Origin of the sequence: Frigoribacterium sp. Leaf186, assembly GCF_001423905.1 — a bacterium.
In the GTDB taxonomy this organism is placed as follows: domain Bacteria; phylum Actinomycetota; class Actinomycetes; order Actinomycetales; family Microbacteriaceae; genus Frigoribacterium.
Genome location: NZ_LMPQ01000012.1, coordinates 65,046 through 85,484, shown reverse-complemented (window position 1 = coordinate 85,484; position 20,439 = coordinate 65,046). Strand labels below are relative to the sequence as shown.

Annotated in this window: 14 protein-coding genes; 7 read left to right on the top strand and 7 right to left on the bottom strand. The window is 72.3% G+C overall.

The genetic code is table 11. The annotated features are described in order from the left end of the window. Positions 1-7: 7 nt before the first annotated feature. Positions 8-1,000 (bottom strand): NADP-dependent oxidoreductase, encoded by a 993-nt coding sequence (locus ASG05_RS13500; RefSeq protein WP_082486804.1) that lies wholly within the window; start codon positions 998-1,000, stop codon positions 8-10. Positions 1,001-1,106: 106 nt separating this feature from the next. Next, positions 1,107-1,934, bottom strand: a complete 828-nt coding sequence (gene rsmI, locus ASG05_RS13495; protein ID WP_056261921.1) for a 16S rRNA (cytidine(1402)-2'-O)-methyltransferase — start codon at positions 1,932-1,934, stop codon at positions 1,107-1,109. 46 nt (positions 1,935-1,980) lie between these two features. Here rsmI and ASG05_RS13490 point away from each other — a divergent pair, with 46 nt between their 5' ends. The 4 genes from ASG05_RS13490 to ASG05_RS13475 all read left to right on the top strand — a co-directional run bounded on the left by ASG05_RS13490 (position 1,981) and on the right by ASG05_RS13475 (position 6,747). Then, entirely contained in the window at positions 1,981-3,708 is a 1,728-nt protein-coding gene (locus ASG05_RS13490) for a dolichyl-phosphate-mannose--protein mannosyltransferase (RefSeq protein ID WP_082486803.1), read from the top strand. Positions 3,709-3,850: 142 nt separating this feature from the next. Beyond that, entirely contained in the window at positions 3,851-5,143 is a 1,293-nt protein-coding gene (locus ASG05_RS13485) for an O-acetylhomoserine aminocarboxypropyltransferase/cysteine synthase family protein (protein ID WP_056261918.1), read from the top strand. A gap of 6 nt (positions 5,144-5,149) precedes the next feature. Next, entirely contained in the window at positions 5,150-5,716 is a 567-nt protein-coding gene (locus tag ASG05_RS13480) for a CoA-binding protein (protein ID WP_056261915.1), read from the top strand. 140 nt (positions 5,717-5,856) lie between these two features. Further along, positions 5,857-6,747 carry a sulfurtransferase gene (locus ASG05_RS13475; RefSeq protein WP_056261912.1) on the top strand — a complete coding sequence of 297 codons (891 nt, stop codon included), beginning with the start codon at positions 5,857-5,859 and terminating at the stop codon, positions 6,745-6,747. Between the two features lie 16 nt (positions 6,748-6,763). On the opposite strand, the gene ASG05_RS13470 is transcribed toward ASG05_RS13475, so the two are convergent. The 5 genes from ASG05_RS13470 to ASG05_RS13450 form a co-directional block, all read right to left on the bottom strand. Further along, the gene (locus ASG05_RS13470; protein WP_056261909.1) at positions 6,764-8,755 is read right to left on the bottom strand and encodes a thioredoxin domain-containing protein; all 1,992 of its coding nucleotides are present in this window, start codon (positions 8,753-8,755) and stop codon (positions 6,764-6,766) included. A 17-nt stretch (positions 8,756-8,772) separates the two neighbouring features. Further along, positions 8,773-9,957, bottom strand: coding sequence for a bifunctional 2-methylcitrate synthase/citrate synthase (locus ASG05_RS13465; protein WP_056261906.1), 1,185 nt, complete (start codon positions 9,955-9,957; stop codon positions 8,773-8,775). An 86-nt stretch (positions 9,958-10,043) separates the two neighbouring features. Continuing rightward, positions 10,044-10,988 (bottom strand): DMT family transporter, encoded by a 945-nt coding sequence (locus ASG05_RS13460; protein ID WP_082486801.1) that lies wholly within the window; start codon positions 10,986-10,988, stop codon positions 10,044-10,046. Between the two features lie 25 nt (positions 10,989-11,013). Beyond that, positions 11,014-12,183: a cell wall-binding repeat-containing protein gene (locus tag ASG05_RS13455; RefSeq protein WP_056261902.1), complete on the bottom strand. Its 1,170-nt coding sequence runs from the start codon at positions 12,181-12,183 to the stop codon at positions 11,014-11,016. A 119-nt stretch (positions 12,184-12,302) separates the two neighbouring features. Then, the gene (locus tag ASG05_RS13450; protein WP_082486800.1) at positions 12,303-13,997 is read right to left on the bottom strand and encodes a long-chain fatty acid--CoA ligase; all 1,695 of its coding nucleotides are present in this window, start codon (positions 13,995-13,997) and stop codon (positions 12,303-12,305) included. Positions 13,998-14,095: 98 nt separating this feature from the next. Here ASG05_RS13450 and hrpA point away from each other — a divergent pair, with 98 nt between their 5' ends. From hrpA to ASG05_RS13435, 3 genes are all read left to right on the top strand, one after another. Beyond that, positions 14,096-17,989: an ATP-dependent RNA helicase HrpA gene (gene hrpA / locus ASG05_RS13445; protein WP_056261898.1), complete on the top strand. Its 3,894-nt coding sequence runs from the start codon at positions 14,096-14,098 to the stop codon at positions 17,987-17,989. 26 nt (positions 17,990-18,015) lie between these two features. Further along, positions 18,016-19,050 carry a LacI family DNA-binding transcriptional regulator gene (locus tag ASG05_RS13440; RefSeq protein WP_056261893.1) on the top strand — a complete coding sequence of 345 codons (1,035 nt, stop codon included), beginning with the start codon at positions 18,016-18,018 and terminating at the stop codon, positions 19,048-19,050. 210 nt (positions 19,051-19,260) lie between these two features. Further along, positions 19,261-20,439, top strand: a 1,179-nt coding sequence (locus ASG05_RS13435; protein WP_235491521.1) for an extracellular solute-binding protein, incomplete at its 3' end; no start/stop codon positions are given.

The window sequence follows — 20,439 nt, the reverse complement described above, 5'->3', positions numbered from 1 at the left end:
CGACCGGTCAGGTCGCGGGGTGCTCGTCGGTGCGGTCGTCGGAGCCCGCCCGCTCGCCCGCGTGCTCGCCCGGGTACTCGACGACGTCCATGCCCAGCACGTACTTGCCGCGGGCGTGGCCGTCCTCGAGGTCGCGGTAGGCGTCCTTGACGTCGTCGAGGGGGAAGATGCCGTCGATCGGCACCATGATCTTGTTCGTCGAGATCAACTCGAGCAGCTCGGACAGGACGGCCTGGCTCGTGGCCTGGGCGCTGCCCTCGGCCTTCACGCCGTGCTCTTCGGCGGCCGCGAAGTCGATGATCGTGTCGATGCGCTGCGGGGTCACGCCCAGCTCGAGCGCGTAGCCGACGTTGCCGTGGCCGAAGCAGTCGACGAAGGCGTCGACGCCCCGCGGTGCGGCCTCGCGGATGCGGTCGACGACGCCGTCGCCGTACTCGACCGGCGTCACGCCGAGCTGACGCAGGAAGTCGTGGTTGCGCTCGCTGGCGGTGCCGATCACGGTCAGGCCGCCGAGGACGGCGAGCTGCGACACCATCACGCCGACGCCGCCGGCCGCGGCGGAGACGACCACCGTGTCGCCCTCGGTCGCCTGCACGGCACGCAGGGCGGCGTAGGCCGTCGGACCGGTGACGCTGATGCTGCCCGCGACCTCCCACGGCACGTTCTCGGGCTTGGCGACGAGCTCGTCGTGCTCGACGACGACGAACTCGGCGTGGGACGACCGGTTCGCCCAGCCGACGACCTCGTCACCGACCGACCACTCGTCGACGCCCGCGCCCACCTCGTCGACGATGCCGGCGAAGTCAGTGCCCTGCCCCGACGGGAACGCCGCGGGGAACGCGTCGTGCATGAGCCCCGCGCGGATGGCCGCCTCGCCGGGGTTGAGCCCCGCCGCCTTGACCGCGACCACGACCTGGCCCGGGCCCGCCTCGGGCTTCGCCACCTGCTCGACCTTGAGCTCGTCGATGTCGCCGTACTGCTCGAAACGGACCGCCTTCATGCCGTGCCTCCTGATCGTGGGGGCCGCGCCTCCGGCGGGCGCGCACCTGCGTCGAGCTTGCACCCGTCGCGCTGCGAGGGGTACGCGGCGCCCTCTGCGCGGCGCCCTACGCGCGGGGCGGGCGGGCGGCGAGGGCGGCCTGGTAGAGGTCGCGCCTCGACAGGCCCGTGGCGGCGGCCACGTCGGCGGTGGCCTCTTTGAGGCGGGTGCCGTCGGCGACGAGCGCCTGCACCTGCACGAGCCCGGCCGCGAGGTCGACGACGCGCTCGGGGGCACCGTCGACCACGACGCAGATCTCACCGCGGACGCCCTCGGCGGCCCAGGCGGCGAGCTCGGCCGCGGTGCCGCGGCGCACCTCTTCGTGCAGCTTCGTCAGCTCGCGGCAGACGACGACGCGACGCGACGCCCCGAGGGCCGTGACGAGGTCGCCCAGGGAGTCGGCCAGGCGGTGCGGCGACTCGAAGAACACCATCGTGCGGCGTTCGTCGACGAGCGCGCCGAGCACGCGCAGCCGGTCGCCCTGCTTGCGCGGCAGGAAGCCCTCGAAGCTGAAGCGGTCGGTCGGCAGCCCCGACACGGCGAGCGCCGTGAGCACGGCCGACGGGCCCGGGATCGTCGTCACCGTCACGCCGGCGGCGGCCGCGGCCTCGACGAGCGGGAACCCCGGGTCGCTGATGGCGGGCATGCCGGCGTCGGTCAGCACGACCACGTCGGTGGTGCGGGCCAGCTCGACGATCTCGCCCGCCTTCTCGCGCTCGTTGTGCTCGTGCAGCGCGATGAGGCGGGGACGGTTCTCGACGCCCAGGGCGCGCATCAGGTGGATGGCCGTCCGGGTGTCCTCCGCGGCGACGACCTCGGCGTTCGAGAGCGTCTCGACCAGACGTCGGCTGGCGTCGCCGAGGTTGCCGATGGGGGTGGCGGCGAGCACGATCACCCGACCATTGTCCCCCGGCACCGAGGCGCACAATTACGATGGCCCGATGACGACCGGGGCCGAGCGCGAATTCGACGCGCTCGTCGAGACCGACACCGCGCCTCCTGCCCGTCCGGTGGCGGGCGAGCCGGCCTCGCTGCCCGGCGCCCCGGCCGCGGTGACGACCGGCGGAGCGACCGGTGACGACCCGGAGTCGTCTCGCGTCCGCGAGGCTCCCCTGACCCGGCTCGACGCCTGGTGGGGACGCGTCCTGCGCACCCCGGTCAGGAGGCGCGTCTGGGCCTGGGCGGGCCCCCTCGCGGTCACGCTGCTCGCCGCCGCGCTGCGGCTGTGGCACCTCAACTCGCCCGCGACGCTCGTGTTCGACGAGACCTACTACGTCAAAGACGCCTGGTCACTGTTCAACTTGGGCTACGAGGGGTCGTGGCCGGCCGACTACGACCCGACCTTCGCCGCCGGCGGGGTCGACGGGTTCCTCGCGGCACCGTCGTTCGTCGCGCACCCACCCCTCGGCAAGTGGCTGATCGGCCTCGGCATGGCGGCGGTCGGCCCCGAGGACCCGGCGAGCTGGCGCATCAGCACGGCCGTCGTGGGCATCCTCGCGGTCGCCCTGGTCGCGGTGATCGGCTCGCTGCTGCTGCGCTCGACGCTGCTCGGCACGCTGGCCGGGTTCTTCCTCGCGATCGACGGGCACGCCATCGTCATGTCGCGGGTGGCCCTGCTCGACAACTTCGTGATGTTCTTCGGCCTGCTGGCCTTCGGGGCGGTGCTGCTGGACCGCCGGCAGAGCGCCCGGCGGCTCGAGGCCTGGCGGGCGAGGAGGCGCGGTGCCGGTCGCGACATCGCCTGGGGCCCCGCCCTGTGGGCGCGTCCCTGGCTGGTGACGGCCGGGCTCATGTGCGGCCTGGCGACGGCCGTCAAGTGGAACGGCCTGTACTTCCTGGCGTTCTTCGCCGTGTACACCGTCGTGGTCGACATGCTCGCGCGTCGCCGGGCCGGCGTGGAGTTCTGGCTGTCGGGCACGCTCTTCAAGCAGGCACCGGTCAGCTTCGTGCTCACCGTGCCGATCGCGGTCGTGGCCTACCTCGCGAGCTGGACCGGCTGGTTCGTCACCTCGGGTGGCTACTACCGCGACTGGGTCGCCGACGGAGGCACGCGCTGGACGGGCGCCCTGGCCTGGGTGCCCGACGTGGTGCAGAACTTCTGGCACTACCAGGCGGGCGTCTACGGGTTCAACGTCGGGTTGCACACGCCCCACGCGTACCAGGCGAACCCCCTGACCTGGCTGCTCATGCTGCGGCCGACGAGCATGTACTACCAGGGGTTCGACGAGGGCCAGGGCGGCTGCGACGTGGCACGCTGCGGCGAGGCCATCACCTCGGTCGCCAACCCGCTCATCTGGTACGCGGCCGTCGCGGCCTGCCTCTACCTCGTCTATCGGGTCGTCCGGTACCGCGAGTGGCGGTACGGGGCCATCCTGGTCGGCGTCGCCGCGGCCTACCTGCCGTGGCTGGCGTTCACCGACCGCACGGTGTTCCAGTTCTACACGATCGCGTTCGAGCCCTACCTCGTGCTCGGGCTGGCCGCGGTGCTCGGCATCGTCCTCGGTCGGCGCACCGACGACCGGTCGCGGCGGCTCAGCGGCATCGGCGTGACGGCGATCGTCGTCGTGGTCGCGGTGGCCGTGACGGTCTTCTTCTACCCGCTCTGGACGGCCCAGCTCGCCGACTGGGAGTTCATCCGGCTGCACTACTGGATACCCAGCTGGAAGTGAGGCCCCGGCGTCGTCGCCTCGCGTCCACGCCGTGCCCACGCCGTGCCCACGCCTCGTCCCCAGGCAGGAGGCGCGGGCCGGTTCTGTTCCGCCGTGTGACGCGGCGAGTCCCCGCGTGACGACCAACGGCTAGCGTGGACACATGGCAGATCGTGAGTACGGCTTCCGCACGCGGGCGATCCACGCGGGCAACATCCCCGACGCGGCGACGGGAGCGCGGGCGCTGCCCATCTACCAGACGAGCGCGTTCGTGTTCGACGACACCGACGACGCCGCGGCGCGGTTCGCCCTGCAGAAGTACGGCAACATCTACAGCCGCCTCGCCAACCCGACCACCGCCTCCTTCGAGGAGCGCGTCGCGAGCCTCGAGGGCGGGCTCGGCGCCGTCGCCACGGCGAGCGGGCTCAGCGCCCAGTTCGTCACCTTCGCCTCGCTCGCCGGCGCGGGCGACCACATCGTCGCCAGCGCCAACCTCTACGGCGGGTCGATCACCCAGCTCGACGTCACGCTGCGTCGCTTCGGTGTCGAGACGACCTTCGTGCAGTCCTCCGACCCGGCGGACTACGCCGCCGCGATCCGTCCCGAGACGAAGCTGCTCTTCGTCGAGACGGTCGCCAACCCGTCCGGCGAGGTCGCCGACCTCGAGGGCCTGGCCGACGTCGCCCACGCGCACGGCCTGCCGCTGATCGTCGACTCGACCATCGCCACGCCCTACCTCAACCGGCCGATCGAGTGGGGTGCCGACGTGGTCGTGCACTCGGCCACGAAGTTCCTCGGCGGGCACGGCACCACCCTCGGCGGCGTCGTCGTCGAGTCCGGCCGCTTCGACTGGGACAGCGAGCGGTTCCCGCTCTTCGACCAACCCGTGCCGAGCTACGGCGGGCTGAACTGGTCGGGCAACTTCGGCGAGTACGCCTTCCTCACCCGCCTGCGCGCCGAGCAGCTGCGCGACATCGGCCCGGCCCTCGCCCCGCACTCGGCCTTCCTGCTCGCCCAGGGCGTCGAGACGCTGCCCTTCCGCATGCAGGCACACGTCGACAACGCCCGTCAGGTGGCCGAGTGGCTCGACGCCGACCCGCGCATCGAGCGGGTGCGCTGGGCCGGGCTGCCCGGGCACCCGCACCACGACCGCGCGGCCAAGTACCTGCCCAAGGGCCCCGGGTCGGTCTTCACCTTCGAGCTGAAGGGCGGCCGCCCGGCCGGCAAGACCTTCATCGAATCGGTCGAGCTCGCCAGCCACCTCGCCAACATCGGCGACGCCAAGACCCTGGTGATCCACCCCGGCTCGACCACCCACGCCCAGCTCAGCGAGCAGCAGCTCGTCGACGCCGGCGTGCTGCCCGGCTCGGTGCGCATCAGCGTCGGCATCGAAGACCCCGACGACATCATCCACGACCTCGACCAGGCGCTGGCCGCGGCGACGAAAGGCGAGTGACCCGACGTGACCGACACCGTCACCACGCAGCTGACCAACGGGCTGACCTGCGAACTGCCCTCGTCGTCGCCCCTCGCCAAGCTGCTGAAGTCGCAGCGGACCTGGGTCGGGCCGTCGGCCCGCGAGCGGCAGGCCATCCTGCGGTCGGCGAAGAGCGTCGCCGTCGTCGGCGCCTCGCCGAACCCGAGCCGGTCCAGCTCGTTCGTCGGCACGTACCTGCAGCAGTCGACCGACCTGCGCGTCTACTTCGTCAACCCTCGTGCCGACACGATCCTCGGCCAGAAGGCCTACCCCGATCTGGCCTCCCTGCCCGAGGTGCCCGACATCGTCGACGTGTTCCGCAAGGCCGCCGACATCCCGTCGGTGGTCGACGAGGTGCTCGCGATCGGGGCGAAGACCATCTGGGTGCAGTTGGGCATCTACAACGAAGAGGCCGCCCGCCACGGCGAAGAGCAGGGTCTGACCGTCGTGATGGACCGTTGCATGAAAGTCGAGCACGCCCGGTTCAACGGCGGGCTGAACCTGATGGGCTTCGACACCGGGGTGATCACCGCCCGGAAGGCCGGCCGCTGAGTCGACCTCCGGCTCGAACGCGCCCGTCGACGGGCGCGCGTGCCGGGTGCGGAGGTCGATGCGGGTGCAGCCGGCGACGTCGTGACGTTTCATTGCTGGCGCACTGGTCGATGTCACCGGCCGCCGTTACCGTGGGCGCCATGGCCCCCGTCCTCACCTCCCCCGTCGTCTCGACGCAGTGGCTCGCCGACCACCTCGGCGCCGACGACCTGACGATCGTCGACGCCACCGTGCTCGTCGACCTCGACCTCGACCACGACGGGTACGCCGATCCCTCGTCGGTCACGTACGAGACCGGCCGCGACGGGTTCGAGCGCGACGGCCACGTGCCCGGTGCCGTGCTGGCCGACCTGCTCGCCGACTTCAGCGACCCCGGTTCCGACCTTCCCTTCACCCGCCCGGGCGTCGACCGCTTCGAGGCCGCGACGGCCGCCCTGGGCATCTCGAACGAGAGCACCGTCGTCGTCTACGACACGCTCGACGGCCGCTGGGCCTCGCGCCTCTGGTGGTTGTTCCGTGCCTACGGCCACGACGCCGTGGCGGTCCTCGACGGCGGATGGTCGCACTGGCTGGCGCAGGGCAAGCCGTACGACCTGGGCGAGGTGACGCCCGCGCCGGCCCGGTTCGTCGCGACCGAGCGGCCGGGGCACTGGGTCGACAAGGCCTTCGTCGAGTCCGTGGTGGCGGGCGACGAACGCGCGGCTCTCGTCTGCGCCTCACCCCGTGACGAGTACGACGGCGTCTCGGGCCCGCTGGCGCGGGCCGGGCACATCCCCGGCAGCATCAGCGTCCCCTCCGAGTCCCTCCGGGCCGACGACGGCACCCTCGTCCGAGAGCCCGTGCTGCGCGACCGCCTCGCGCTCGTGCCCGACGAGCCGCGGACGGTCGTCTACTGCACCTCCGGGGTGTCGGCGAGCGTCGACGCGCTCGCCCTCGCCGTCCTCGGTCGCCACGACGTGTCGGTCTACGACGGCTCGCTGGCCGAGTGGGTCACCGATCCCTCGGCGCCCCTCGTGCCCGTCGCCGCCTGACCGCCCGCCCGCCCGCTCAGTCGAGCACGATCAGGTCGTCGAGAGCGTCGGCGTCGGTGACGGGCAGACGGCAGACGAAGTCCCGGCACAGGTAGGCGGTGGGCACGCGCCCGGGGGCCGAGCGACCGGCGAACAACTCGAAGCCCGCGTGCTCGAACGCGACCAGCGCCTCCTCGTCCAGCACGGCGACGACGCTGCCGGGGCGGACGAGACCCCGCGCCCGCCGGGCGAGGCCGTCGGCGGTACCGTCGGCGCGGGCCGACGGTGACGGCTCGACCACGACCAGCTGCGTCAGCGGGGCCTCGAGCTCGACGAGCAGCCCGAAGGCGGCACCGTACGCGAGCGGGTTGTCGAGGGCCGAACCGGCCACCTCGGCGACGAGCCGCTCGGCGACGGACCGGTAGCGCGCCTCCCCGGTGAGCTGGTGCAGCGTGAGCGCGGCCGACGCGACCCCACTGCGTCCCGACGGGTAGGCCCCCTCGCTCGGGTCGCTCGACAGGGCCACGCCCTGCGAGACGAGCACCGGGTCACCGCCCGAGGGCGCCGCGACGGTCCTCGGGTCGGCGTCGTCGAGCAGGCAGGCGTCGACGAACGTCCGGGCGGCGATCGCGTAGCGGGCCTCGCCCGTCGCCAGTGAGAGGGCCAGCAGGCCGGACGCGAACAGGCCGTGGTCCTCGAGGGTCGCCACGGCCTCCGACACGGCCGAGCCCACGGAGGCGCGCAGCAGTCGACCGTCGTCCGTCACGTGACGCGCGAGCAGCAGGTCGGCCGCGCCCCGCGCCGTCTCGACCCACTCGGGCCGCCCGTGCCGTGCCCCCGCTTCGGCGAGCGCGGCGATCGCGAGGCCGTTCCAGCCGGTCAGCACCTTGTCGTCGACGGGCGGCGGGTCGAGTGCCTCCCGGCCCGCGGCGTCTCGCCGGTAGTAGCCGCCCTCGTCGCGGACGCCGTCGATGGTGCTCTCGCTGTCCTGGGCCGAGCCGAAGGCCCCGTCGGCCGTCCGCAGTCGCGAACTCAGGAAATCGGCGATGCCGGCGACCACCCGGGCGGGATCGGCGGCGATCTCCTGAGTTGCCGACGTCGGGACGGGGCCCGGGGCGGCAGCGGAGCCCGGGTCGGCGAGGGGAGCCGGGTCGAGCACGGACAGCCGTGAGTACGCCATCAGCAACTGCGCGTTGTCGTAGAGCATCCGCTCGTAGTGCGGCTCGGACCAGTCGCGGCGCACCGCGTACCGGAAGAACCCACCCTCGACGGGGTCGCGCAGCGGCGACGCGGCCATGCGGGCGAGGGTCCGCGAGACGAGTTCGAGCGCTCCGTCGTCTCCCCCGGCACCGAGGGCGAGCAACGCCAGCTGGGCCGGAGCCGTGGGGAACTTCGGCGCCCCGCCGAAGCCGCCGTGCTCGCGGTCCTCGTGCGCGGCGAGGCGGGCGACGGCGCGGGCGAGCTCGGGCCGTCCCGGCAGGGCGACCCCGGCGTCGGGGCCGGGAGGCGCGGTGCCGGTGACCGACGACGGCCCCGCGGCCAGCGCCTCCTGGACGGCCGACGCGGTCGCGTCGACCTCGCCGCGGCGCGACGTCCACGCGTCGGTGACGGCATCGAGCACCTGTCGGAACGACGGTCGACCCTGCACGGGCACCGGCGGGAAGTAGGTGCCGGCGTAGAACGGCCGCCCCTCGGGCGTGACGAACACCGTCAGCGGCCAGCCGAGCCCCTCGGTGAACGCCGACGCGGCCGCGAGGTAGCTCGAGTCGACGTCGGGGTGCTCCTCGCGGTCGACCTTCACCGAGACGAACCCGGCCGAGAGCTGCGCCGCGACCTCGGGGTCGGAGAAGCTCTCGCGCGCCATGACGTGGCACCAGTGGCAGGTCGAGTAGCCGATCGAGACCATCACGGGCACGTCGCGCTCGACGGCCTCCGCGAACGGGCCCGACCCCCAGGCCCGCCACTCGACGGGGTTGTCGGCGTGCGACCGGAGGTACGGGCTGACGGCGTCTCGCAGCTGGTTCGGCATGCGGGCCACGGTAGGCGTCAGCTGGCGGGGACGTCCCTCAACGCGGCTCCGTCGTACTCGCTCAGCGGTCGGATGAGCGAGTTGGCCTCGCGCTGCTCGATGACGTGGGCGCTCCAGCCGAGCACCCGCGACGCGACGAAGAGCGGCGTGAACACCGGCGTCTCGAAGCCCATGAGGTGGTACGCGAGACCCGAGGGGTAGTCGACGTTGGGCTTCAGGCCCTTGCGTTCGAAGACCGTCGCGGCGACGACGTCGTACGTCTCCTTCAGCCCGTCGACGCGATCGTCGCCCTGCTCGCGGGCGCGGTCGACGAGACGCCCGAGGGCGTCCTCCATCGTGGGGACGCGGCTGTCGCCGTTCTTGTAGACCCGGTGCCCGAAGCCCATGATCTTCTCCTTGCGGGCGAACGCGTCGTCGAGCCAGGCCACCGCGCCGTCGGCGGGGCCGACCCGGTCGAGCAGCTCGAGGGCCGCCTCGTTCGCGCCGCCGTGCAGCGGGCCCTTGAGGGCACCGATCGCTCCGACGACGGCCGAGTGCAGGTCGGACAGGGTCGACGCGATCACCCGCGCGGTGAAGGTCGAGGCGTTGAACGAGTGCTCGGCGTAGAGCGTCATCGACGTGTCGAACGCCTCGACGTCGAGTGCGTCGGGCTCGCGGTCGAAGACCTGGTGGAGGAAGTCGGCGCTGTAGCCGAGGTCGTCGCGCGGAGGCACCGGCGGCAGGTCGCGTCGACGACGCTGGTCGTACGCGATGACGGCCGGCAGCACGGCGAAGAGGTGCGTGGCGAGTCGTCGCGTCTCGTCGGCGTCGTAGGCTCCGGCGCCGGTGGTCGGCTCGGGCCGGGCGGCCCCGATCGCGCTCACCGCCGTGCGGACGACGTCCATCGGGTGGGCCGAGGTCGGGATCAGGTCGATCAGGTGCTGCAGGCCGGGGGCGAGGGCCCTGTGAGACCGCAGCTCGTCGTCGAAGTCGCGACGTTCGGCGGCCGTGGGCAGTTCGCCGTGCAGCAGCAGCCAGGCGACGTCCTCGACGTCGCGCCCGGCGGCGAGCTGCTGCACCGGGTAGCCCCGGTAGAGCAACGAGTTGCTGGCCGCGTCGACCTTCGAGACCGCCGTCCGGTCGACCGTGACGCCGGCCAGGCCCTTGTGGATCTCGGGGCCCTCGGAGGCGGCCGGGGCGGGTGCGGTGATGGTGTCGCTCATGTCACTCCTTCGTGATGAGGCGGGTCCGCCGCAGCGGACCGGTCGCGCCGGGCACGGAGCCGCGGCACGAACGCCGAGGCTCCACTCTAGGCGGCGACGACCCCCGGGCGGGAGGGGCGCGAGGGTCGGGTCAGCACGACCGACACGACGCCGGTGAGCACGAGGGCGAGGCCGAGCCAGCCCGGCGGGTCGAGTCGCTCACCCACCACGAGCACCGCGAGCAGGGTCGCGACGAACGGTTCGAGCAGCGTCACCGTCGTCGCCCGCGAGCTCGACACCGTGCGGAGTCCCCGGCCGAACAACAGGTAGGCGACGAACATCGGGCCGAGCGCGAGGTACGCCACAGCCCCCAGGGAGGCGCCCGACCGGAGCAACGGAGCCCCGGTCGCCAGCAGCACCGGCAGCAGCAGCACCGCCCCCACGCCGAACTGCGCCGACATGGCCCCGCGCGACGGGTGCCCGTCGGCGATCAGGCGGCCCGCGGTGTACGTGTAGGTGGCGTAGGCGAGACCGGCGAGGACGCCGAGCGCGATGCCGAGCGGGGGCGAGCCGGCCGCCGTGGCCGCTGCTCCGTCGGCCTGGGCGCCCGCGTGCTGACCGGGCGGGTGCTGACCGGTCGCGGCGAGCAGGGCGACGCCGGCGACGGCGAGGGCCGCGCTGGCCGCCCAGCGCGCCTCCAGGGGTCGCCTCCGGCTGGGCGGGTCGAGCGTCCTCTCGAGCAGCGCCGCGAAGACGGGTGCCGTGCCGAGCGAGACGACGTTGCCCACCGCGACCCCCGCCAGCGACATCGACGAGTAGAACGCCAGCGGGTAGACGACGACGCCGAGCGCGCCGGGGACGAGCCACCGCCACGACGTTCGGCCTCCGCCCAGCACGGCCAGCGTGAGGCGGGGTGCGGTCAGCGCGAGCAGCAGCCCGCCGACGCACATCGTCGCCGCGCCGACGGCGAGCGGCCCGACGTCCCCGGGCAACGACGACGCCACCGTGCCCGTCGTGCCCCAGAGGAGCGCGGCGAGCACGATGGCGATCATCGTGCGATGGTAGCGAGCCGGCGGATCAGCCGGCCGCGGGCTCGGGGCAGTAGTCGAGCTGTGCCGCGGCGTCGGAGACGGCGTTCGGTCCGCCGATGGTGACGACGCGGTCGGCCTCCAGGCCCGCGATCAGGTAGGCGCCGAGGTAGTTCGTGCAGCCGGGCGGCGTGAGCAGGACGGCCGATTTCTCGGCGCCGGCGACGGCCGCGATGGCCAGGGCGTCGGGGAAGTTCTGGCCGGACGCCAGGTACACGGTGCCCGAGTCGTCGGTGCGGATGGACTCCCCCGTGGCGTCGCTGAAGGCGAAGAACGCCGAGTTCGCCGACGTCTCGTACCGATCTTCACCGGCCAGGACCGCGACCCCGCCGGGGAACTGCGCGTCGAGGTCGGCGATGACCTCGTCGTTCACACTGGCGGTACCACCGACCACGGCGACGGACTCGACGCCGAGGGAGTCGAGCAGCGTCGAGGTGGCCTCGTCGACTCCGGAGGCCTGGCCGGGGACGAGCACGACCGCGTCGGGTGCGCCGGTGGTGTCGGTGCTGCCGACGCCGGCGGCCGCGCTCGCGCTGAGCGCGTCGGGGAAGTTCGCGCCCGTGGCGACGAAGGCGCGGTAGACGCCCGTCTCGGCGAAGAACGCGTCGGCGATCGCCCGCGACGTCGCGTAGCGGTCGTCACCCGAGATGCGCTCGACCGTCGCCCCCGTGATGCGGGCGATCTGCGTGGCGACCGCGGGCGACACGGCGTTGACGCCGCCGACCACGACGACGTTCCGCGGCTTGAGCGCGACGAGGCGGTCGGCCACCGACGACGGCAGCGATCCGGGCGCCGTCAGCAGGAGCGGGGCCTTGATCAGGGCGGCGGCGGGAGCGGCGCTGAGGGCGTCCGGGAAGACCAGGCCGTTGGCGACGACGACGGTGCCGGCCCCGTCCGGGTAGGCACGACCGGCGATGTCGGCCGCCGTCGCGAAGCGGTCGGCACCCTGGTAGCGGTCGAAGGTCGGGCCGCCGGCCTGGGTCGCGGCCGCGTACGAGAACGGCCCGGCGTCGGCCTCGGAGACGGTGGTGGGGGCCTGCGTGCTGGGGGCGTCCGTCGCGGGTTCGGCGGCGGCCACCGAGGCACCGGCGAGGCCGAGGGCGACGAGGCAGCCGGCGACGGCGGTCGCGCCGAGGGCACGGGTGAGGGAGAGTTTCACGGGGGTCCTGTCCGGTCGGGCTTGGGTTCTGCTGTGAGGCTAGAACGCCGTCTTCCGCCCGGGCAGCCCCATTGCGGGGCCCCCCGGAACGAGGGTCGCCGCCGCCGGGGACCGCCGGTTCAGGCCCGGGGAGCGCCTCCGGTCTCGACCTCGACCCGCTGCGCGTCAGCCCGATCCGCCTCGGCCCGGTCGCCCGAGAACCGGTCGACGAGCTCGCGTTTCAGCACCTTGCCGCTGGGCCCCAGCGGCAGGGCGTCGAGCACGTGCACGACGCGCGGGAACTTGTAGGCCGCGATCTCGTCGGCGACGAACGAGACGAGTTCGTCGGGGGTGACCCCTGCCCCCTCGTGCAGCACCACCGCGGCCTCGATCTCTTGCCCGTGCAGCTCGTGGGGCACGCCGAAGACGGCGGCCATCGCGACGTCGGGGTGCTGGGCGAGCACCTCTTCGACCTGACGCGGGTACACGTTGTAGCCGTTGCGGATGATCATGTCCTTCGTCCGGTCGACGATGGTGAGGTAACCGTCGTCGTCCTTCGTGCCGAGGTCGCCGGTGCGGAACCAGCCGTCGACGATCGCCTTCGCCGTGTCGTCCGGGCGGTCGAGGTAGCCGTTCATCAGGTTGTGCCCGCGGATCACGAGCTCGCCGATCTCGCCGTGCGGCAGCAGGACGATCGAGTCCTCGACGTGCTGGTCGGCGACCTCGACGTCGACTCCCCAGATCGGCGTGCCGATCGTGCCGGGCCGAGGCGGCACCCCGACGTGGTTGAAGGTCGCGACGGGCGAGGTCTCGGTCAACCCGTAGCCCTCGTGGATGGGGGCGTCGAAGACCTGCTGGAACTTCTCGAGCACGGCGAGCGGCAACGACGCGCCGCCCGAGACGGCGTAGCGCAGCGGCGGGCGCGCCTCGCTGCGCCCGGCGGCCGCGATGAGCGCCATGTACATGGTGGGCACGCCCATGAAGACCTCGCAGCGGTGCTCGACCATGGCGGCCAGCGCGGCGTCGCCGTCGAACTTCGGCAGCATGACGATGGTCGCGCCGACCCGGAACCCGGTGTTCATCGTGCAGGTCTGCCCGAAGGTGTGGAACAGCGGCAGTGCCCCGAGCAGCACGTCGCCCCGGTGCATGTCGAAGGTCGTCATCAGGTTGGTGTTGACCTGTTCGATCAACGCCAGGTGCGAGCCCTCTGCGCCCTTCGGCTGCCCGGTCGTGCCGCTCGTGTAGAGGATCGTCGCCGTGTCGAACGGATCGCGCGGCACGTAGGTGTCGAGCGGTTCGGCGGCGGCGGCCAGGTCTTCGAGGCGGTCGGGCGCCGTCGCCGCGGAATCGCCGGTCGTCGCGGAGCCGCCCGTCGCGGCGGGGGCGCCGGTCGTCGCGGAGTCGCCGGCAGGAGGCGCGAGCACGGTCAGCACGTCGACCCCGGCCAGCTGGGCTCCCGCGCCTCCTTCGCCGAGCAGGGGGGCGGCGCAGACGAGAAGCCGGGAGCCGCTGTCGTTCAGCACGTACTCGATCTCGTGGCGCTTGAGCAGCGCGTGCACCGGCACGGCGACCGCGCCGAGGGCGAGCGTGGCGTAGTACACCCGGGGGAAGTCGGCGACGTTCGGGACGAGCATGGCGACCCGGTCGCCGGGGCCGACGCCGCGGGCCCGGAGGGCGCCGGCGTAGGCCAGCGTCTGCTGCCAGAGCTCGGCGTAGGTGGTCGAGGTGGGCCCGACGATCACGGCGACGTCGTCGGGGTGGCGGGCGGCCGACTCGGCGAGGATGGCCGCGACCGACGCGGTGGCGTGACCTCGGGGGCTGGGTGCAGATGGCATCGTGTCTTCTCCGTCTCCGTTGACGAGCAGTCTGTCGTGATCCTACGACGGACCACCCGACGACCCGCCCAGCCCGGGCGGCTTACGATGGAGGGCTCATGATCCCCACCATCACGTATCCCGCCGAGCTGCCGGTCAGCCAGAGGCGCGACGACATCGCCGCGGCGATCCGTGACAACCAGGTCGTCATCGTCGCGGGCGCCACCGGCTCGGGCAAGACGACGCAGCTGCCGAAGATCTGCCTCGAGCTCGGTCGCACCAAGATCGGCCACACGCAGCCCCGCCGCATCGCCGCGCGCACCATCAGCGAGCGCATCGCCGAAGAGCTCGGCGACGAGGTCGGCGGCGTGGTCGGCTACCAGGTGCGGTTCACCGACAAGGTCGGCGCCGACACGCAGATCAAGCTGATGACCGACGGCATCCTGCTGAACGAGATCCACTTCGACCGCGAGCTCGAGCGCTACGACACGATCATCATCGACGAGGCCCACGAGCGCAGCCTCACCATCGACTTCCTGCTCGGCTACCTGAAGCAGCTGCTGCCCCGCCGCCCCGACCTCAAGCTGATCATCACGAGCGCCACGATCGACCCCGAGTCGTTCTCGAAGCACTTCGGCGACGCCCCCATCGTCGAGGTGTCGGGTCGCACCTACCCGGTCGAGGTCCGCTACCGGCCGCTCGTCGCCGACGACACCACGAGCGACGACGACGGCGACCTCGACGACGACGACCGCCCCTCGGGCCGGGCCGGCGACCGCCAGGAGGCGCGGGCCGGCGACCGCAGGCAGCGCGCCGACGACAAGGACTACCTGCAAGGCATCAACGAGGCACTGGACGAACTCGCCCGCGAGTCGAGCGGCGACGTCCTGGTCTTCCTCAGCGGCGAGAACGAGATCCGTGACGCCGAAGAGAGCATCCGGGGGCGCAACCTGCCGCACACCGAGGTGCTGCCTCTCTACGGCCGGCTGAGCGCCGCCGACCAGCACCGGGTCTTCCAGCCCAGCACGACCGCGGGCACCCGACGCCGCATCGTCCTGGCCACGAACGTCGCCGAGACGAGCCTCACCGTGCCCGGCATCAAGTACGTGATCGACGCCGGCACCGCGCGCATCAGCCGCTACTCGACCCGGGCCAAGGTGCAGCGCCTGCCGATCGAGGCCATCTCGCAGGCGAGCGCCAACCAGCGGTCCGGGCGCTCGGGCCGCACGAGCAGCGGCATCGCGATCCGCCTCTACAGCGAGACCGACTTCGACAAGCGCCCCGAGTTCACCGAGCCCGAGATCCTGCGGACCAACCTCGCCGCGGTCATCCTGCAGATGATCTCGCTGAACCTCGGCGACATCGCGGCCTTCCCCTTCCTGCAGCCGCCCGACTCGCGCGGAATCAAGGACGGCCTCGACCTGCTGCGTGAACTCGGCGCCGTGACGCAGGGCGGCCAGATCACCCGCATCGGCAAGCAGCTCACCCGCCTGCCGATCGACCCCCGCCTGGCCCGCATGGTGGTCGAGTCGAAGACGCAGGGCACGACGCGCGAGGTGCTCGCCATCGTCTCTGCCCTGAGCATCCAAGACCCTCGCGAGCGCCCGCTCGAGCGACGCGCGCAGGCCGACGAGAAGCACTCGCGCTTCCGCGACCCCAAGGGCGACTTCCTCACCCTGCTCAACCTGTTCGAGTACCTCGAGGACAAGCAGCGAGAGCTCAGCGGCAACGCCTTCAAGCGTCTCTGCCGCGACGAGTTCTTGAACTACCTGCGCATCCGCGAGTGGCAGGACGTCTACCGACAGCTCAGCCGGGCGGCCCGCCCCCTCGGCCTGCACATCGGCGAGCGCAGCGCGAACCCCGACGGCGTGCACCGCAGCCTGCTGGCCGGCCTGCTCAGCCAGATCGGCCTCTTCGACCCGCAGAAGAAGGACTTCGTCGGCGCCCGCCAGACGAGGTTCCTGATCTTCCCGGGCAGCAGCCTCGCCAAGAAACCGCCGGCGGCCGTGATGACCGCCGAGCTGGTCGAGACGAGCCGGCTCTTCGCCCGCGTCGCCGGGTCGATCGACCCGGCCTGGGCCGAGCCGCTCGCGCCCGACCTCGTCAAGCGCAGCTACGGCGAACCGCACTGGGAGAAGAAGCAGGGCGCCGTCGTCGCCTACGAGCGCGTCACGCTCTACGGGGTGCCGATCGTCGAGCGTCGACGCATCCAGTTCTCGCGGATCGACCCCGCCTACGCCCGCGAACTGTTCATCCGGCACGCGCTCGTCGAGGGCGACTGGGAGGGGCGTCAGGCCTTCGAGGAGAAGAACCGGAAGCTGATCCGCGAGCTGACCGAGGTCGAGGAGAGGACGCGCCGCCGCGACATCCTGGTCGACGGCGACGCCGCGTTCGAGTTCTTCCAGCGCCGCATCCCGGCCGACGTCGCCAGCATGCGCGACTTCGAGGGCTGGTGGCGCAAGGCGAAGGTCGACACCCCCGACCTGCTCACCATGACCGCAGCCGACCTGCTCGGCGACGACGAACCCGACGTCGACGAACAGGGGTTCCCGAGCACGTGGCAGCAGGGCGACCAGACGCTGACCCTGCGGTACAAGTTCGAGCCGGGAGCCGACGACGACGGCGTGACCGTGATCGTCCCGCTGCCGCTGTTGCCGCGCCTCCGTCCGGTCGGCTTCGACTGGCAGGTGCCGGGGCTGCGTGACGAGCTGGTCACGTCACTGATCAAGTCGCTGCCGAAGCAGATCCGCAAGAACGTCGTTCCCGCCGCCGACTGGGCGTCGAAGATCACCGACGAGCTGCCCGACGCCCCGCCCGCCGACGCCGCCGAGCCGTTCACGGCGACCGTGGCCGCGGCGATCAAGAAGCTCACCTACGCTCCCGTCACGACCGACGACTTCGACCTGCACCGCGTGCCCGCCCACCTCCGGGTCACGTACGCCGTCGTCGACGAACGCGGCCGCACCGTGGGCGCCGACAAGGACCTCGACGCACTGCAGCACCGGCTGCGCGACGCCACGCGCGACAGCGTCGCCCGCGTCACGCAGGGCGGCGGTCGTGACGACCGCGGCCGTGGTCGAGGTCGGGGACGAGGAGGCGCGGGTGGCGACGCCACGCCCGTCGCGCCTCGCCCCACCAGCTCGATCGAGCGCGAGGGCCTCACGTCGTGGGACTTCGACGAGCTCCCCGCCGTCGTCGACACCCGCCACGGCGACACGGTGATCCGCGCGTACCCGGCGCTGGTCGACCACGGCGACTCGGTGTCGATCACGCTGATGGCGACGCCGGCCGACCAGGCCCTCGCGACGCCGAAGGGCGTCCGGCGCCTGCTCATGCTGGCGACCCCGTCGCCCGTGGCCTACGTGCAGCAGCACCTGACGAGTGCCGAGAAGCTCATCCTCGCGACGAGCCCGTACCAGAACACGGCAGCGCTGTTCGCCGACTGCCTCGTGGCCGTCGTCGACGACGTGCTGTTCCGGGTGAAGCCCGACGGCATGGTGATGACGAAGAAGGAGTTCCTCTCGACGCGCGACCGGGTGTCGGGTGCCGTGATGGACCAGATGTTCCAGACCGTGTCGCTCGTCGCCCGCACGTTGACGGCCGCCCGCGACGCCGACAAGGCCATGAAGGGCGCGACGTCGATGACCCTGCTCGCGGCGCTGACCGACATGCGACAGCAGCGCGACCGGTTGATCCGCCCGGGCTTCGTGTCGCAGACCGGGCTGCAGCAGCTGCAGCGCGTGCCGGTGTACCTCGTGGGCATCACGAAGCGCACGGCCAAGCTGCTCGAGGCCCCCGGGCGCGACCGCGTCTGGCTGAGCGAGGTGCAGCAGGCGACCGAGCGGTACGAGGCCGCGGGCGGGACGTTCCCGCCCGCCGACACCGCGCCTCCTGCACTCGTCCGCGCCCGCTGGATGCTCGAGGAGTTCCGCCTCAGCCTGTTCGCGCAAGACCTGCGACCGAGCGAGAGCGTGTCGCTGCAGCGGATCGTCAAGGTGCTCGCCTCCGCCTGAGCGTCGGCTCCCACTAGCCTGAACGCATGCGCGCGACGGTGAAGGACGTGGCGGCACTCGCCGGGGTGTCGCCGAAGACCGTCTCGAACGTCATCAACGGCGTCGTGTTCGTGCGGCCCGACACCCGCCACCGGGTCGAGACCGCCCTCGCCGAGCTCGACTACGTGCCGAACCTCAGCGCCCGCGGCCTCCGCACCGGGCGGACGGGGTCGATCGCCCTGGCGTTTCCCGACCTGAGCACGCCGTACAGCGCCGAGATGACGCACTGGTTCGTCGAGGTCGCCCACGAGCGAGGCTGGTCGATCCAGCTCGAGCAGACCGGGTCGCGACCCGAACGCGAGGGCGAGCTGCTCTCACGCGGCAAGGAGCACCTGGTCGACGGCCTGGTGCTCAACCCGATCACCCTCGACGCCAGCGCGCTGTCGTCGTCGGTCACGGCGGCGGGCACCGACTCCCTGCCCCCGGTGGTGGTGATCGGTGAGGTCGAGCAGACCCTCGTCGACCAGGTGCGCGTCGACAGCGTCGCCGCCTCGCGCGACATGACCGCCCACCTGATCGCGGCCGGGCACCGCCGCATCGCCACGCTGGGCGACTCGGCCGGCCAGTTCGACACCGCCACGGCCCGCGCCCGCACCCGCGGCTTCGAGCTGGCCATGGCCGAGGCCGGCCTGCCCGTCGACACCTCCCTGCAGTACTCGTGCCCCGACTGGACGTCGGCCGACGCCTTCTCGGTCGTCCGCGCCGCGGTCGACCGCGGCGACCGACCCGACGCGATCTTCTGCTTCACCGACTCGCTCGCGATCGGCGCCGTCAGCGCCGTCACGTCGGCAGGGCTGCGCGTGCCTGACGACGTCGCCGTCGCGGGCTTCGACGACATCGTCGACGGCCGCTTCTCGGTGCCGCCGCTGACCACGGTCACGTTCGACAAGCGGCTCTACGTGGACCGCACCCTCGAGCTGCTCGCGGCCCGCATCGCCGACCGGCAGGGTGCGGCCGAGCTCGTGCTGATCCCGCACGAGATCGTCGTGCGCGACAGCACCCGCGCCCGCGCCGGCGCCTGACGCTCGGCGGAGAGCACCACGCCACGAGGTGAACACAGCGCCACGCAAAAAGGTGGCGGCGTGTGCATTTCGTGGCGGCGTGGGGCTCTGGCACGGCCGGCAGCCCGTCAGACGGGAACCGAGGAGGCGCGGCTCGCCGACTCGCGCCTCTTGCGCTTCCGTTACAACGATGGAATAGTCACTCCCGTCACGCATCACAAAGGAGTGAAGATGACCGAGAACCATCGCACCACCCCGGCACCCCGACCGGGCACCCCCTCCCGCGGCCTCAGTCGCCGCAGCATGCTGCTCGGTTCGGCGGCCCTCGTCGGCGGCGCGTTCGTCGCCACGGGCCTCGCGGGCTGTGCGCCCGGCGCCGTCACCGGCTCGGGCACCGACGTCGCCCAGCTCAAGTTCTGGCACCTGCTCAGCGGCGGCGACGGCGTCAAGATGTCGGCACTGGTCGACCAGGCGAACGAGGAGAACCCCGAGTTCCACGCGACGCAGACCGTGCTCGCCTGGGGCACGCCCTACTACACGAAGCTCGCCATGGCGTCGGCGGGCGGTCGCGCCCCCGACGTCGCGATCATGCACGCGTCGCGCGTGCCCGGGTACGCTCCCGGCGGCCTGCTCGACCCGTGGGACGTCGAGAAGCTCGCGTCGTACGGCGTCCGCGAGGAGGACTTCGCCGAGGCCGTCTGGCAGAAGGGCTTCAGCGGCGACGACCTCTACTCGGTCGCCCTCGACTCGCACCCGTTCATCTTGCTGTACAACACCGACATCGCCGCCCAGGCCGGTGCCCTCGGCGACGACGGCAAGCTCGTCGAGATCACCAGCCCCGAGCAGTTCCTCGAGGTCGCGAACGCGATGCAACGCGTGACCGGCAAGAACGGCGCCTCGTGGGGGTACCTCAACGACGGCGCCCAGCTCTGGCGCATGTTCTACACGTTCTACAAGCAGCAGGGCGCCGACATGGTGCTGCGTGAGGGCGGCACGGTCGAGTACGACGAACAGGCCGCCGTCACCGCGCTCGAGTTCATGCAGAAGCTGACCGACGGCACCGCGATGGCCACGGCCAGCGACATCCAGTCGGGCATCGCCCAGTTCGTCAGCGGCGAGAGCGGCATGCTCTTCACCGGCGTGTGGGAGGTCCCGAGCGCCGAGAACGCGGGCATCCCGTTCGACGGCAGCATCATCCCGACGTTGTTCGGCACGCCCGCCGTCTACGCCGACTCGCACGCCTTCGTGCTGCCGCGGCAGAGCGTCGTCGACGAGACCAAGCGCGAGGACGTCTACAAGATGGTCTCGACGATCCTCAAGGACTCGATCTCGTGGGCGGCCGCGGGTCACATCCCCGCCTACCTGCCCATCGTCGAGAGCCCCGAGTACGCCGAGCTGCGACCGCAGGCC